Raw genomic sequence first — 14,528 nt, forward strand, 5'->3', positions numbered from 1 at the left:
CCCGGCTCAGGCGGTGAGCCCGCCGTCGACGGGCAGCACGACGCCGCTGACCTGGCTCGCGCGGTCGCTGAGCAGCCACGCCGCCGCCTCCGCCACTTCGGTGGTGGTCCCGGCCCTGCGCAGCGGGACGGCGGCCAGCCGACGGGCGACCCCGTCCGGGTCGCCGTCGCGCCACGCCGCCAGCATCGGGGTCTCGGTGGGGCCGGGGGCGACGGCGTTCACGCGGATGCCGAGCGGGCCGTTGTCGTGCGCCGCGGTGCGGGTCAGCCCGATGACCGCGTGCTTGGTGGCCTGGTAGGCGCCGAGGCCGGTGTTGCCGCGGAAGCCGCCGATGCTGCTGGTGTTGACGATCGATCCGCCGCGCTCGCGCATCGCGCGGATCTCCTCGCGCAGGCACAGCCAGGTGCCCTTGACGTTCACCGCCATGATGCGGTCGAAGTCGGCCTCGGCGACCTCGTCGAGGCGCCCGTACTGGTTCATCGCCGCGTTGTTGAACGCGCCGTCGAGCCGGCCGTGGCGGGCCAGCGCGGCGTCGACGAACGCCGCGACGTCGGCGCCCGCGGCGACGTCGCCGCTGACGTGGACGGCGTCGTGGCCTGCGGCGACGAGCTCGTCGGTGAGGTCGGCGAGCGTCTTCTCGGTGCGGGCGGCCAGCACGACCGCGGCGCCCTCCCGCGCGAAGAGCCGGGCGGCGTCGGCGCCGATGCCCGTGCTCGCGCCGACGATCAGGATCACCTTGCCGTCGAGCATCCCGGCAGTCACTCGGTCTCCTCTCGATGTCCGCGCAGGTGCAGCATCGCGCGCACCTCCGCGGGGGTGGCGATCTCGCGCCCGACCTCGCGCAGGATGCGCACCACCTTCTCCACCTGCTCCGCGTTGCTGGTGGCGAGCCGGCCGCGCTCCAGGTACAGGCTGTCCTCGAGGCCGACCCGCACGTGGGCACCGGCGATGGCCGCAGCGATCGCGAAGCGCATCTGGTGGCGGCCGGCGGCGAAGCAGGAGAGCTGGTGGTCGGCGCCGAAGAGGCGGTCGGCGATGGTCGCCATGTGCCGGAAGTTGTCGAGGTCGGCACCGATGCCGCCGAGCACCCCGAAGATCGCCTGGACGAGCAGCGGCGGACGCACCAGCCCGCGGTCGGCGAAGTGGGCCAGCGTGTAGAGGTGGCCGACGTCGTAGCACTCGAACTCGAACCGCACGCCCAGTCCGTCGCCCAGCTCGCGCACGGTCCGTTCGATCTGGGCGAACGTGTTGGCGAAGATCCGGTCGCGCGAACCGCGCACGTAGGGCTCTTCCCAGTCGTGCCGCCACGACGTGACCCGGTCGGCGGCGCCGTCGAACACGAAGTTCATCGAGCCCATGTTCAGCGACGCCAGCTCCGGCGCGTGGGCGCGCGCGGCGGCGAGCCGGTCCTCGATCGGCATGTCCGTGCTGCCACCGGTGGTGATGTTGACGACCGCGTCGGTCTCTGCGGTGATCTTCGGGAGGAACTCGCCGAAGAGCGCCGGATCACCGCTGGGCCGGCCGGTGCGCGGGTCGCGCGCGTGCAGGTGCAGGATCGCCGCCCCCGCGCGGTGCGCGTCGATCGACTGCTGCGCGATCTCGTCCGGGGTGACGGGCAGGGCCGGAGACATGCTCGGCGTGTGGATCGAGCCCGTCACCGCGCAGCTGATGATCGCCTTCACCGGATCTCCTGCGGCGATGCCGTGCGGTGCTCCGCGTCGCGCATGTCGACGTCTCGTGTCTCCGGGCCGGCGAGCGCGCCGGCCGTGACCAGCAGCCCGGCGAGGACGAGGAGCGCGACGGGCCCGAGCGCCGCGGGCAGGATCGCGGCGAGCCCGCTGAGGTAGAAGGCGTAGAAAGCGGGCACGATCAGCGCGAGGCTGTAGCCGACGCCGTAGCCGCTGGCGCGGACGGCCGACGGGAACCGCTCGGTGAGGTACGCCGCGATCGGCCCGAAGGACCCGAGGGTGGCCACCCCGATCACCGCCGCGAGGACGAGCGCGCCGGCGAACGGCGGCCGCGTGGTGGTGAGCACCGCGTACGCCCCGGCGCCGACGACGGCCATGGCGATCCCGAAGCCGACGTAGAACGGGCGCCGTCCGACGCGCTGCGACAGCAGCCCGTACAGCGGGAACGAGGCCGAGACGATCGCCATCGCCACGAGCATGATCACGCTGACCTGGGTGCTGCTCAGGTGCAGCTGCGAGACGAGCAGGCCGGGCAGCACCGCACTCGTCATGTTGTTGGCCAGCCACACGCCGCTCATCAGCACGAACACCTGCCACAGTGCGCCACGGTGCCGGCCGGTGAGCAGCTCCCCGAGCGGCAGCCGGGCACCCTTCGCGGTGCGCTCGGTCGGCGGCTCCTCGACCTGCCGCTGGTACTGCCGGAACAGCACGGCCGCGAGCAGCGCACCCACCACGAACGGGATGCGCCAGCCCCACTGCGCGTACGGCGAGTCCGGGCTGCCGGCGGGGATGAACTGCAGGAGCACCAGCGTGATCCCCGCGATGAGCGAGTAGGCCCCCGGGGAGGTGCATGTGATGACCCCGCCGATGAACCCTCGCCGGTGCCGGGGGCTCCACTCCATCGCCAGCGGCACGGCCGTCGTGTACTCGCCGCCGAGGAAGAAGCCGTCGACGAACCGCAGCGCGATGAGCAGCCCGACGGACCACAGCCCGATCGTCGCGTAGCCGGGCAGGCACGCGATCAGCAGCGTGGTCACGCCGAAGCCGGCGACCGCGACCAGCGTCGTCTTCTTGCGGCCGGTGGTGTCGGCGAAGTGGCCGAACACGGCCGCGCCGAGCGGTCGGGCGATCAGCGTCGAGGCGAACACCAGGGCCGTGAGGATGGCGGAGGTGCCGGGATCGAGGTTGGCGGACTGGAAGTAGGCCGTGGCCGGCGCCAGCGCGATGATCGGCAGGTAGATGTCGAACTGGTCGACGAAGTAGGCGAGCACGCCGGCGCGGACGGCCGCGCGGGCCTTCGCACTGTCACCGTCGGGGTGGGGGAGATCGGACATCGTCGTCCTCTCGGATGTGATCGCTAGGTGGAGGTGCTCTCGGCACCCATCTCCTTCGACAGCGCGCGGGCCGTGTCGAGCACCGCGCGCACGGTGGCGGAATCGGGTGAGGTCGAGACCGTGCGGTCGGTGCCGACGCCGGCCACCGCCGCACAGATGCCGTGCTCGTCGAACACCGGTGCGCCGACCGCGACGATGCCGGCGACGTCGGTGGCGAACGCGAAGCCGCGCTGCCGGACCTGGACGAGCGCGCCGGAGATGCGGTCCCGCTCCGCCACGGGGAGATTGCCGAGCAGCCGTCCCATGGCGAGCTGGTCGCGGTGGAAGGCGAGGAAGACCTGTGCCTGCGCCGTGTCGAACGGCAGCTGGGCACCGACCCGCACGGTCACCAGCGCTGCCCGGGTGCTGTCCTCCTCGACGCGGGTGACGACCGGACCGGTCGATCCCCAGAGGCTGAGCACCGCGGTGAGGTGGCTGCGCGCGGACAGCTCGCGCAGGAACGGCGGAGCCAGGTCGACCACCTTGCGCCGCCCCAGCGCGAAAGCGCCCACCTGCAGCAGGAGGCCGCCCGGCACGAAGGAACCGGCCTCCATCCCCCGCTCGAGCAGCCCCGCGGCCACGAGCGACGTGCAGTAGCGGTAGGCCGTCGTGCGGTTGAGGCCGAGCCGTTCGGCGGCCTCGCTCGCCGTGATCTCCGGGGTCGCCGGGGTGAAGAGCCCCAGCACCTGGGCGGCCCTGCTCACCGACTGGATCTCCGCGGGCTCGCCCGCGGGATCGGGCGCGTCGAACTCTGCCACCTGGCCACCACCGTTTGTGAACGAGATGTTCGCGATTCGAACCGAGCGAACCGTAGCGAGCTCGTTCCCGTCGCACAAGCCTGGACGAGTCGGACTTGACGATCGGATCGTGAACTCACACTCTGGAATGTGAACACAAGCCGAGGAGAGCTGATGACCGACACCGCTGTCGCCCGCGCCCTGCACGGCCTGGTGGACCTCCACTGCCACTCCGGGCCCAGCCCGTTCCCCCGCCGCTTCGACCACGTCGAGGCCGCCCGGGACGGGGCGGAACGGCTCGGGATGCGGGCGATGGTCGCCAAGTCCCACCACCACAACACCGTCATGGACCTGCTCGCGATGTCCGGGCGGCTGGCGGAGGTCAGCACCGAGGTCTTCGGCGGGATCGCCCTCAACAGCATGGTGGGCGGGCTGAACCCGCACGCCGTGCGGATGTCGCTGTACATGGGCGGGCGGGTCGTCTGGTTCCCGACGATCTCCTCCGGGCGGCACATCGACTGCCATCCCGAGGGCGACCACTTCCCGACGGCCACGGTGCCGCTGACGGTCGACCGCATCGACATCGCGGGCGCGGACGGCGAGCTCAAGCCGGAGGTGCACGAGATCCTCGACATCATCGACGAGACCGGCGCCCTGATGTCGGCCGGGCACCTGCACCCCGACAGCATCCGGCAGCTCTTCGAGGCCGGGCGGGCCCGCGGACTGCGCCGCATGATCATCAGCCACCCCAACTTCGTCATCGGGGCCGAGCCCGAGCAGTGCCTGGAGTACGTGCGGCTCGGCGCGTTCATCGAGCACGAGATCGTGATGTACGACCCCGAGGCCGCCATGCGGTGGGATCCGCGCTCGCTGCTGGAGTGGATCGAGCGGATCGGCCCCGAGCACACCGTGCTGGCCTCGGACATGGGCCAGCACAACAACCCGCCACCCGTCGACGGCTTCCTGCGCGTCGCCGGCGCCCTGCTCGACCTGGGGCTGCCCGAGAAGGACCTGCGCCGGATGGTGCGCGACAACCCCAGCTACCTGCTCGGGCTGGACTGATCCAGGGAGGTTCACCGTGTACGACCCGTCCGATCCGCGGGCGACGCTGGTCGCACCCGCAGCACAGCGCCCGGCCGGCGACGTCGCAGCGCCGGAGTACCACGACTTCACCCGGCTCGCGCCCGACGAGATCAGCGATGCCGGCAGCCGCACGTGGATCACCAGGGCGCAGAACGCCGTCGTGGTCCACGTGCGGCCCGTTGCCGGGGACGCGCTCGAACCCACCGACCTCGACTCCGAGCAGGTGGTGATCCTCGCCCACGACTCGTCGGCGGCGCGCTTCGTCACCTCCGCCGGGGAAGGCACCCTGCACGGTCGCGGAGTCGTGATCGTCTCGCCCGGACCGTGCGAGATCACCGCGCTCGGTGCGGGCGACCTGGTGCGGCTCGTGGAGAGCGGCACGGCGTGGGCCGACCGCGCCCGCAACCGCGACTCCTACGCCGTCGCGCACCCGAACGTCGCGCCACCGGTGCCGTGGCCGGAGCCACCGGGCGGCGCCGCGCTGCGGATCTACCCGCTCGCCGAGGTCCGCGCGGAGCCCGGACGGTTCGGCCGGATCTTCCGGTCCCGGTCCTTCATGGTCAACTTCCTGGACCACCACGACGGCCCGCGGGACCGCTCGAAGCTCTCCCCGCACCACCACGACGACTTCGAGCAGCTCTCCCTCGCCGTCGAGGGCGAGTTCGTCCACCACATCCGCACGCCGTGGGGCACCGACGCCGCCACCTGGCGGGAGGACGAGCACGTCACCGTCGGCAGCCCGTCGCTGACGATCATCCCGCCGCCGACCGTGCACACCACGGAGGCGGTCGGGGCCGGGCGCAACCAGCTGATCGACATCTTCGCGGGTCCGCGGGCGGACTTCTCCGCGCAGCCGGGGTGGGTCCTCAACGCTGACGAGTACCCGGCGCCCGCTGCGTCTGGCGCGTGATCGCGGAGTTGCGCGACGCGACGGTGCGGACGTGGGGCGAACGCGTCAACCGGCACCGCGCAGGTAGCGCGTCACCATCGCGACCAGCTCGTCCGCGAACGTCTCGACGGCGACGGTGCGTGCCGCGGCCATGAACCTGTGCGTGTTGAGCTCCACGGTGAACAGGACGAGCTCCGCGGCGACGTCGAGATCGCCGACGTCGACGTCCGGGTGCCGGGCGAGGACGTCCCGGACGTGAGCGGTGCGCACCTTCTCGTGGCGTGCGATGGCCGCGAGCACGTCCTGGGAGACCGCGGCCTCCTCGATCATCAGCCGGAGCAGCCGGGGATCGTCCCTGTGGTTCCCGATCGCGTCCTCGACGAAGGTCCGCACGGTCGCCTCCAGCGTCCCCGGCGCGAGGTCGAGGTCGCCGGCGGCGGTCCACTGGCCGCGATCGATGTGCTGGACGGCCAGCTCGGCGAGGATCGCGTCCTTGTTGGGGAAGTACTGGTACAGGGAGCCGATCGAGATGCGGGCGCGCTCGGCGATGCGGTTCGTCGTGCCGGCGGCGTAGCCGTGCTCGGCGAAAACGTGAGCAGCCGCGGTGAGGATGCGCTCGCGGGTGAGCTCGGCGCGCACCTGACGGGGCCTGCGACGTGGCGCGGTGCGTCGGTCCGACGGTGCCACACGGCCTCCTGGGGGTGATCGGAAAAGCGAGTTTCCACTATCTGAGCTATTGCTCACAATAGTGCTATGACATGCGACGGAACCACTCGATGAGCGCGGGGCTCGGCCAGACCCCACATCGGCTGACGACGGCCGACGAGGTCGAGGCGATCATCGGGCACCCGATGTCGGCCATCACGCTGAAGCAGGTCGACGTCCTCGACGAGGGCTGCCGCGCCGTGCTGGAGCACAGCCCGCTCGCAGGTCTCGGCTACCGGGACGCCGACGGCACCAGTCGCACCACCTTCGTTGGCGGCGCGCCGGGGTTCGCGCGCGTCCACTCCCCGACCCGGTTCTCGTTCCTGCTGCCCGACGGCTCGGCGCACGGTCCGGTGTCGCTGCTGTTCCTCGTGCCGGGCGTGGGGGAGACGCTGCGCATCAACGGCACCGTCACCCGGCGGAAGGGCGCCGAGACGGTCGTCGACGTGCAGGAGGCGTACGTCCACTGCGCGCAGGCCGTCATCCGTTCCCGGCTGTGGCAGCCGCCCGTCCCGGCCGAGCCGGTGACCCCGGTCGACGGCGCGGGTCCACTGGCCGCGCCCGGCATCGCGGAGTTCGTCGCAGCTGCGCCGTTCCTCGCGCTCTCCTCCTGGGACGACGCGGGCGGCAGCGACACCAGCCCGCGCGGGGACCGGCAGCAGGTCGTGCGCGTCCTCGACGACCGCACGCTGATCCTGCCGGACCGCAAGGGGAACAAGCGCGCGGACACCCTGCACAACCTCGTGCGGGACGACCGGATGTCGTTCGCGGCGCTCGTCCCTGGTCGGTCCGGCGTGCTGCACGTCCGCGGGCGCGGCTCGATCACCGACGATCCGCAGCTGCTCGCGCCGCTCGCGCTGCGCGGCACACCACCGCACGCCGCGCTGCTCATCGACGTCGAGCACGCCGAGATCACCGGCAACGACGCCGTCGCGCGGTCGCGCGTCTGGGCACCCGCCACGCACCTGGACCGGGCCACCGCGCCGGACATGGGTGCGGTGGCCGCCGCCCACCTCGCCCGCACGATGGCGCGGTCGCGCAAGCGCGTGTCCGCGGCTCTGGTGCGGCTCGTCATGCGGGTCCCCGGGATCGGCCGCCTGCTGCGCCGGGTGCTCGACAGCAGCTACCGCTCCGAGCTGGCGGCGGAGGGGTACGACGACGTCGAGATCGGCGGGTCGCGCCCCGGCGCACCGGCCACGGACAACCCGCCACGACAGGTCCGGATCGTCGACGTGCGCCAGGAGACGCCGAGCGCCGCCACCCTGGTCCTGGCGGACGCCGGGCGCCCGCAGCCGTTCGACTTCCGGCCGGGGCAGTTCTTCACCCTGACCGGCGACCTCGCCGGGCGGCCGGTGCGTCGGGCGTACTCCGCGTCGTCGGCTGCGGGGGCGACGCAGCTGGAGGTCACGGTCAAGCTCGTCGACGGCGGCCGGTTCTCGACCCACGTGCACCGCGGCCTGCGCGCCGGGGACCGGCTGGCGCTGCGCGGACCGTCCGGCTCGTTCCACGTCGACCCGGCCGCATCCCACGATCTCGTGCTGGTCGCCGCCGGCAGCGGCATCACCCCGATGATGAGCATCATCCGCACCGTGCTCGCCGCGCCGGGGGACGCCCGGGTCGCGCTGCTCTACAGCAGCCGGACCGCCGAGGAGATCATCTTCGCCGACGAGCTCCACCGGCTTTCCGAGCGGCATCCGCAGCGGCTCTCCGTCACCCACGTCCTGACGCAGGAGCAGGGCCGGCTCGACGCGGCACGCCTGCGCGGCTGGCTCGCCGAGCAGCGCCCGGCCGCGGACACCCGGTACCTCACGTGCGGGCCCGACGGGCTGATGGACACGTTCCGGCAGGTCCTGGCCGAGCTCGGGGTGCCAGAAGAGAAGGTGCACCTCGAGCGCTACGCCAGCGCGACCGGACCGGTCGACGCATCCACGGCTCCGCAGGCGATGGTCGTCCAGGACGGGGAGCACGCGCTCGGGGAGGTGGTGGTCGAGCCCGGACAGACGCTGCTCGACGCCGGCCTCGCGGCCGGGCTGGAGATGCCGTTCTCCTGCACCGTCGGCAATTGCGGCGAGTGCATGGTGCGGCTGCGCAGCGGTCAGGTCGTGATGAGCCGACCGAACTGCCTGACGCCGGAGCAGGAAGCCGACGGCTTCGTCCTGACCTGCGTGGGCTGCCCGCTCTCCGCGGTCACGGTGGACGTCCAGGCGCCGTGAACGGCGTGCCCGTGTGTGCGCCGACACCACGAGACCTCGGCCGACGCCCCGTGGCGACGGCCCGGTCGATCGTGGGGGACCGCGTGCCGCGTCCTCAGCCGAGCGCTGCGCCCTCGGCGGGCGCCTTGGGGTCCGGGCCGAATCGGTCGGGCCCGCGGGTGCTGCACCAGTTCATGACGGCCCCCTGACGTGGCTGAACCTGCACGCGCAGCGTCGTGGCAGCGGCTTTCACCGCGGTTTCAGTCACTTGCTCAGGTCTGCGCGGGACCGCTGGCGACCACGGTGGTGGCGACGGCGGGCATGGTCCGCCCGGGTTCGAGGGAGATGGCGTAGGCCGAGTACGCCGAGCCGACCCCGGCCAGTGGGTAGGCGGCAGTACTGGGCACGACGTCGAAGGCCGCAACGGCGTGCGAGCCCTTGCCGTCGATGCCCCACAGCACGTAGGTGCTGTGGTCGGCCGCGTTCGGGGCGAGTCCGGCAGCGACCACCGTGGCCCCGCCCGGCGACGCCACCACCACGGCCACGGTCTGCCCGGCGGGGGTGTTCAACGTGGCGCGGGTGGTGCCGGGCTGCGCCACTCGCGCGAGGAGCTCGGCGAGCGCCTGGGTCTGCGCGATCTGCGCGTCGCGTTCCTGGCGGGCTTGGACCGCATACGCGGTGACACCGCCGAACCCGAGGACGACCGCGGCAGCCAGGACGAGTGCGACGATGCGGCGCCGGTTCCGCGTCGAGCTGGGACGGGCGGCCGAGGCGTCCCGGCCGGCGGGTCGCGATGCCGGCTCTCGGCGGGCCCCCGGGCGCGGCAGCGACCCGTCCTGGCCCTGCAGCTGGGGGGTGTCGTCCGGTGCCTCCTGCGGTGTCGCCGCGGCTGCGGCCAGGATGCTGGCGCGCAGTCGGGCAGGCGGATCGAGCTGCGGGACGGAGCTGCCGAGCTCGGCCATGGCCAGCTCGGTGGCGCGCACGGTCTCCTGGCACGAGGGGCAGTGCGGCAGGTGCGTGCGCACGGCGATCTCTTCCTCGGGTTCGAGCGCGTGCAGCGCCAGCGCGGCTGCGTCGGGGTTGATCGGGCACGGGGGATCGGCAGGTTGGGTCATCGGACGTCCCGAACGGTGGTGGTGTCGGTGCTGGCCAGCAGCGGTTCGAGGACGGCCCGCAGCCGCTTGATGCCGGTGAACATGCGGGACTTCACGGTCCCGATGGGGGCACCGGTCAGGCCGGCGATCTCGCTCTGGGTGTAGCCGCCGAAGTAGGCCAGCGAGAGGGCTCTGCGCTGCTCGTCGGGCAGTGCGCGCAGCGCCGTGCGCACCTCGTCGGCGGTCAGCGACTCCAGCGCGTCCTGGTCGGCGCCGGGCCCCGTGGCGGCCGACCACTCCTCCCCGTCGTCGGTCGCCGGCACGGTGTGCCGGCGGACCGACGCTTCCCGGCGGACCGCGTCGACCGACCGATGGTGGACGAGGGTGAGGATCCACGTGGAGAACGCCCCGCGGGCGGGATCGAACCGGTGCGGCGCCTTCCAGAAGGACAGGAAGACCTCCTGGACGACCTCCTCGGCGAGGCCGTCGTCACCGCACAGCCGGCGCGCCAGGGAGTAGGTGCGACGGCTGTACCGGTCGTACAGCGCGGCCAACGCGCTCTGCGATCCGTCGACGACGTCGGCGACCAGATCGTCGTCGGACTGCCCGCGAAGATCCTCGGCCGGCTGCTCGACGCGGCGCGCCGGCTCGGGTCGATCGGTTCGGTCGTCCCCGTCCGACTCGTCGGCTCCAGCCATCACCAGCGTCCTCACCTCGAGCTTTCGGCCACGACCCAGGAACGGTTCACCTCACCGCTGCGGGGCGGCCACAAACGCGGATCCGTCGTGCGGAAGCCGGCGCTGCGGAGCAGGAGCGTACGCAACCTCGGCGGGGTTCTCGCCGCCGCCGCGCGAGAAGGGATCGAACCGCCTGGGTGGCGCAGCCGAATGCCTACCCATGAGCACGCCGATCATCTCCCCTCCCACCGACGGGGAAGCCGTGTCCGCGGCTGCTGCCGCATCGACCGGGCTGCTCGCCGCTGGGGCGGCAGTGGGAGCGGGGCAGTTGGTGGCGGCGCTGGTCGCGCCGGCCTCGTCGCCGTTCCTCGCCGTCGCCGACATGGTGATCCGGCTGTCCCCGGAGTGGCTGACCGAGTTCGGCAAGTCGCTGGGACCGGTGCTCGACAAGCTGCTGCTGCAGGCCGGCGTCGGTGTCGCGATCGCGGTGCTGGCCGCCGCGGCCGGTCTGGCCGCCTGCCGACACCTGGCGCGCGGGGTGGCGCTGATCGGGGTGCTCGGCGTGGTCGGGCTGCTGGCGGTCGGGTTCGCGCCCGCGTTCCGGCCCGTCGACCTGGTCGCGCCGGTCGTGGCCGTGGCCACTGGCACGGGCGTGCTGGTGGGACTGACGCGGCTGGCGCGCCACCGACCGACGGCGGAGCCCGGCGAGGCTGCGATGTCCCGACGGCGGGTCCTGATCGGTGCCTCCACGCTGGTCGGCGCAGCCTCGCTGGGCGCAGGTCTGGGTGGGGTCGCCCTCGGCGGTGGCGGGATCGAGGACTCGCGGCGAGCGGTCACCGCGCAGCTGCGGCGTGCCGCGCTCGTGCAGCGCGCCCCCTCCACCCCGGCCACCGCGGCATTCCCGGAGCTTGGCACGCCCAGCTTCATCACCCCCAACGCGGACTTCTACCGGATCGACACCGCCCTGCAGGTGCCGGCGCAACCCGCGGCGGAGTGGACCATGCGCATCCACGGCATGGTCGACGCGCCCGTCGACCTCGACTTCGCCGACCTGCTCGCCCGGCCGCTGGTCGAACGCACGATCACGATGACGTGCGTGTCCAACCCGATCGGCGGGGACCTCGTCTCGACGGCCACCTTCCTCGGCGTCGAGCTGCGCGATCTGCTGCTGGAGGTCGGCATCCGTCCCGGGGCTGATCAGATCTTCACCACCAGCCGCGACGGCTGGTCCACGGGCACCCCGACCGAGGTCGTCATGGAACCCGATCGCGGTGCGCTGCTGGCCATCGGCATGAACGGCGAGGCACTCCCACCCGAGCACGGCTTCCCCGTGCGCATGATCGTGCCCGGTCTCTACGGGTTCGTCTCGGCCACCAAGTGGATCACCGACATGGAGCTGACCACGTTCGACGACCGGCAGGGCTACTGGCTGCGCCGCGGCTGGGCGCAGCGCGCACCCGTCAAGACCCAGACCCGCATCGACGCACCGCGCGGATTCGCCGTCGTGCCCGCCGGGACGGTCACCGTCGCCGGCATCGCCTGGGCGCAGCACACCGGGATCGACCGGGTCGAGGTCCGCGTCGACGGGGGCGCGTGGCGCGACGCCACCCTCGCCACCGAGGTCGACCGGGACACCTGGCGGATGTGGCACACCGAGTTCACCCTCGCGCCCGGCAGCCACACCGTCCAGAGCCGTGCCACTGACCGCACCGGCGCCGTCCAGACCGACGTTCGCACCGATCCCATCCCCGACGGGGCCGGAGGCTGGCCCACCATCATCTTCACCGCCGCCTGAACAATCGGAAATCGTCGGGGCGCAGGAATCCGACCTGCGCCGCATCGGCGTGTCCGAAATCAATTCGGTCGTCGAGACAGAACCGTTACCGAACATTGTCGAACCGAACGGACGACGACGAACGAATGCCTCATGACCCTGCCGGACGAACCGGAAACCTGAGGAGCACAAGCAGATGCACAACTCGATCCGCTACCTGGCCGTCGGCGCCATGGCCGCACTGACCGTGACGCTGACCGCGTGCGGCGGTTCGTCGGGTGCGACAGCCGGATCTGCGCCCACCGCGGCGCCCAGCTCCGCGCCCGCCGCTGCGCCGACCATGGCCCCCACCTCGGCCGGCGTGACCACCAACGCGGACGTGTTCGGCCCCGCCTGCAACCAGCTGCCCCAAGGGGACGCGCCCGGCGGGCTGAACGCCATGGGCCCGATGCCGGTGGCCAGCGCCGCCGCGACCAACCCGCTGCTGACCACGCTGGTGACCGCCGTCGGCAAGGTCGACGGCCTGGCCGACACCCTCAACCAGCAGAAGGGGATCACCGTGTTCGCCCCCTACAACGGGGCGTTCGAGCAGGTGAAGACCTCCGTCGGGGACAAGGCGTTCAACGCTCTCCTGGCCGACCAGAAGCAGCTCGGCGCCCTGCTGTCCTACCACGTGGTCCCGCAGCGCTACGACGCCAAGAGCCTGGTCGCAGCGGGGAGGACCACCGAACTGGCCGGGGGTCAGCTGACCATCGGCGGCACCGCCGACGCCCCGACCGTGACCGACGGCAAGGGGAACACCGCGAAGATCCTCTGCGGCAACATCCCCACCTCGAACGCCACGGTGTTCGTCATCGACAAGGTCCTCATGCCCAAGGGCTGAGAATCCCGCTCACGCATTCCGACGGGTGCTCGCGCACAAGGTGGAACGTGTGCGCGAGCGCCTCGGCATGTGCTTGCGGCCGAGCCGCAGGGCCGAGGCGAGGAAGAAGATGCCGCCGAGCGCGGCGTAGCCCGCCACGCCGGTGAGCGCGGGGTTCGGCCCCGACGCCATCAGGACGAATCCGGTGCCGGCGAGCACGGAGACGCCGCCGCTGAGGATCATCGGCCACTGGCCGCCCAGCGAACGCCGGGTGGCGGCGACGGCGAGCTGGATCAGGCCGGCCACGACCGCCCACGCGCCCCAGACCCGCAGCACCGCGGGGATGCCGGAGGTGAGGGCGACACCCAGGCCGATCGCGGCGAGCAGGCTGATGGCGATGTTGCCGTAGAGCCCGCGCGTCGAGGATGCCGACGACGATCGGAGGTCGACAGCGGCGGCACCGGCGTCGAACAGCGGGTACAGCACGACTAGCACCGCGGTGACCGCGCCGATCGCACCTCCGCTCACCACCAGCAGGGCCGCCCAGGCGATCGCGAACGCGAACCGGACGAGGTACAGGCGCCGCAGCGCCGGACCGGCGGCACCGGGAGATGCGGATGTCCTCACGAGGAGCTCCTTCATTCGGTAGATAGAACGTTCGTTCTTGCTGTGCTGCGTTCATGCTTGCCCTGGGCGGCGGCGCCTGTCAAGAACGAACGTTCTATCTCTCTGCTAGCGTGGAGCGATGGACAGCGGTGCGCGACCGTCGGAGGCCCGGTCTCGCCTCCTGGGCACGGCGAGCCGGATCTTCTACGCCGAGGGACTGCACTCGGTCGGCGTCGACCGGATCATCACCGAGGCGAACACCACGCGGGCGACGTTCTACCGGCACTTCCCCGGCAAGGAGGACCTCGTCGTCGCCTACCTCGAGGAAGCCGACCGGGCCGTGCGTGCGCGCTTCACGGACCGGCGGGAGGGCAGCGCGACGGCCGCGGACGCCCTGCGCGCGGTCGCGGCCGACATCGCGGCCGACATCCGCGGAAAGTCGTTCCGCGGTTGCGCGTTCCTCAACGCCGCGGCGGAGTACCCCGAGCCCGAGAACCCGGTGCATCGCCAGGTGATGCGGCATCGCGAGTGGTTCCTGGGGGCCGTCACCGAGCTGTTCGAGCAGGACGGGATGGGTCCCGCCGGGCCGGCGGGGCGGCACTTCGTGATGCTGCGCGACGGGGCGATGGTGTCGGGCTGCCTGTCGGATCCGGGCGACGTGTGCGCGACGTTCCTCGCCGGCGTCGACGGCCTGCTGTGGTCGCGAACCGTGGTGGGTACGACGCGGACCTGAACCGCGCCCACGAGCGCCGCTGAACGTTGATCATGGGCAAACCGTCGCTGTCGAAGATCGACTGACGACGTTCTGCCCATGATCAACGCAAACCCGGGCCACCCCGCCGCGCCGC

General features: G+C 72.3%; 14 protein-coding genes. 6 read left to right on the top strand and 8 right to left on the bottom strand.

Going from position 1 to position 14,528, the window contains the following annotated elements:
- Positions 1-6: 6 nt before the first annotated feature.
- The 4 genes from ACQEVB_RS40230 to ACQEVB_RS40245 are packed head-to-tail and all read right to left on the bottom strand — an operon-like array spanning position 7 to position 3,819.
- Positions 7-750: an SDR family NAD(P)-dependent oxidoreductase gene (locus ACQEVB_RS40230; RefSeq protein WP_432985516.1), complete on the bottom strand. Its 744-nt coding sequence runs from the start codon at positions 748-750 to the stop codon at positions 7-9.
- An 8-nt stretch (positions 751-758) separates the two neighbouring features.
- On the bottom strand, positions 759-1,682 hold the full coding sequence (locus ACQEVB_RS40235) for a 3-keto-5-aminohexanoate cleavage protein (RefSeq protein ID WP_432985036.1): 924 nt from the start codon (positions 1,680-1,682) through the stop codon (positions 759-761).
- The gene (locus ACQEVB_RS40240; protein ID WP_432985039.1) at positions 1,679-3,022 is read right to left on the bottom strand and encodes an MFS transporter; all 1,344 of its coding nucleotides are present in this window, start codon (positions 3,020-3,022) and stop codon (positions 1,679-1,681) included. Before ACQEVB_RS40240 ends, ACQEVB_RS40235 begins: the two co-directional genes overlap by 4 nt.
- Before the next feature lie 23 nt (positions 3,023-3,045).
- Positions 3,046-3,819 (bottom strand): IclR family transcriptional regulator, encoded by a 774-nt coding sequence (locus ACQEVB_RS40245; RefSeq protein WP_432985042.1) that lies wholly within the window; start codon positions 3,817-3,819, stop codon positions 3,046-3,048.
- Positions 3,820-3,972: 153 nt separating this feature from the next.
- Between ACQEVB_RS40245 and ACQEVB_RS40250 the strand changes: the two genes are divergently transcribed.
- Together ACQEVB_RS40250 and ACQEVB_RS40255 are read left to right on the top strand one after the other, a co-directional pair.
- Positions 3,973-4,860, top strand: a complete 888-nt coding sequence (locus ACQEVB_RS40250) for a DUF6282 family protein (protein ID WP_432985045.1) — start codon at positions 3,973-3,975, stop codon at positions 4,858-4,860.
- A gap of 16 nt (positions 4,861-4,876) precedes the next feature.
- A complete protein-coding gene (locus ACQEVB_RS40255; RefSeq protein WP_432985048.1) occupies positions 4,877-5,791 on the top strand; it encodes a hypothetical protein in 915 nt (304 codons plus the stop codon).
- 45 nt (positions 5,792-5,836) lie between these two features.
- Here ACQEVB_RS40255 and ACQEVB_RS40260 read toward each other — a convergent pair whose 3' ends face one another.
- On the bottom strand, positions 5,837-6,457 hold the full coding sequence (locus ACQEVB_RS40260; RefSeq protein WP_432985051.1) for a TetR/AcrR family transcriptional regulator: 621 nt from the start codon (positions 6,455-6,457) through the stop codon (positions 5,837-5,839).
- Positions 6,458-6,528: 71 nt separating this feature from the next.
- Between ACQEVB_RS40260 and ACQEVB_RS40265 the strand changes: the two genes are divergently transcribed.
- Complete coding sequence (locus ACQEVB_RS40265) at positions 6,529-8,688, top strand: 2Fe-2S iron-sulfur cluster-binding protein (protein ID WP_432985054.1); 2,160 nt, start codon at positions 6,529-6,531, stop codon at positions 8,686-8,688.
- A 251-nt stretch (positions 8,689-8,939) separates the two neighbouring features.
- Here the strand turns inward: ACQEVB_RS40265 and ACQEVB_RS40270 are convergent, their stop codons facing one another.
- Positions 8,940-9,782: an anti-sigma factor domain-containing protein gene (locus ACQEVB_RS40270; RefSeq protein WP_432985057.1), complete on the bottom strand. Its 843-nt coding sequence runs from the start codon at positions 9,780-9,782 to the stop codon at positions 8,940-8,942.
- Positions 9,779-10,459, bottom strand: a complete 681-nt coding sequence (locus tag ACQEVB_RS40275) for an RNA polymerase sigma factor (RefSeq protein WP_432985060.1) — start codon at positions 10,457-10,459, stop codon at positions 9,779-9,781. Before ACQEVB_RS40275 ends, ACQEVB_RS40270 begins: the two co-directional genes overlap by 4 nt.
- A gap of 199 nt (positions 10,460-10,658) precedes the next feature.
- Between ACQEVB_RS40275 and ACQEVB_RS40280 the strand changes: the two genes are divergently transcribed.
- On the top strand, positions 10,659-12,233 hold the full coding sequence (locus ACQEVB_RS40280) for a molybdopterin-dependent oxidoreductase (protein WP_432985063.1): 1,575 nt from the start codon (positions 10,659-10,661) through the stop codon (positions 12,231-12,233).
- Positions 12,234-12,408: 175 nt separating this feature from the next.
- Positions 12,409-13,095 (top strand): fasciclin domain-containing protein, encoded by a 687-nt coding sequence (locus ACQEVB_RS40285; RefSeq protein ID WP_432985066.1) that lies wholly within the window; start codon positions 12,409-12,411, stop codon positions 13,093-13,095.
- 9 nt (positions 13,096-13,104) lie between these two features.
- On the opposite strand, the gene ACQEVB_RS40290 is transcribed toward ACQEVB_RS40285, so the two are convergent.
- On the bottom strand, positions 13,105-13,716 hold the full coding sequence (locus ACQEVB_RS40290) for a hypothetical protein (protein ID WP_432985069.1): 612 nt from the start codon (positions 13,714-13,716) through the stop codon (positions 13,105-13,107).
- A gap of 103 nt (positions 13,717-13,819) precedes the next feature.
- Between ACQEVB_RS40290 and ACQEVB_RS40295 the strand changes: the two genes are divergently transcribed.
- A complete protein-coding gene (locus ACQEVB_RS40295) occupies positions 13,820-14,413 on the top strand; it encodes a TetR/AcrR family transcriptional regulator (RefSeq protein ID WP_432985072.1) in 594 nt (197 codons plus the stop codon).
- The last annotated feature ends 115 nt before the right edge of the window (positions 14,414-14,528 follow it).

The organism is Pseudonocardia sp. CA-107938, assembly GCF_050936315.1.
Lineage (GTDB): Bacteria > Actinomycetota > Actinomycetes > Mycobacteriales > Pseudonocardiaceae > Pseudonocardia.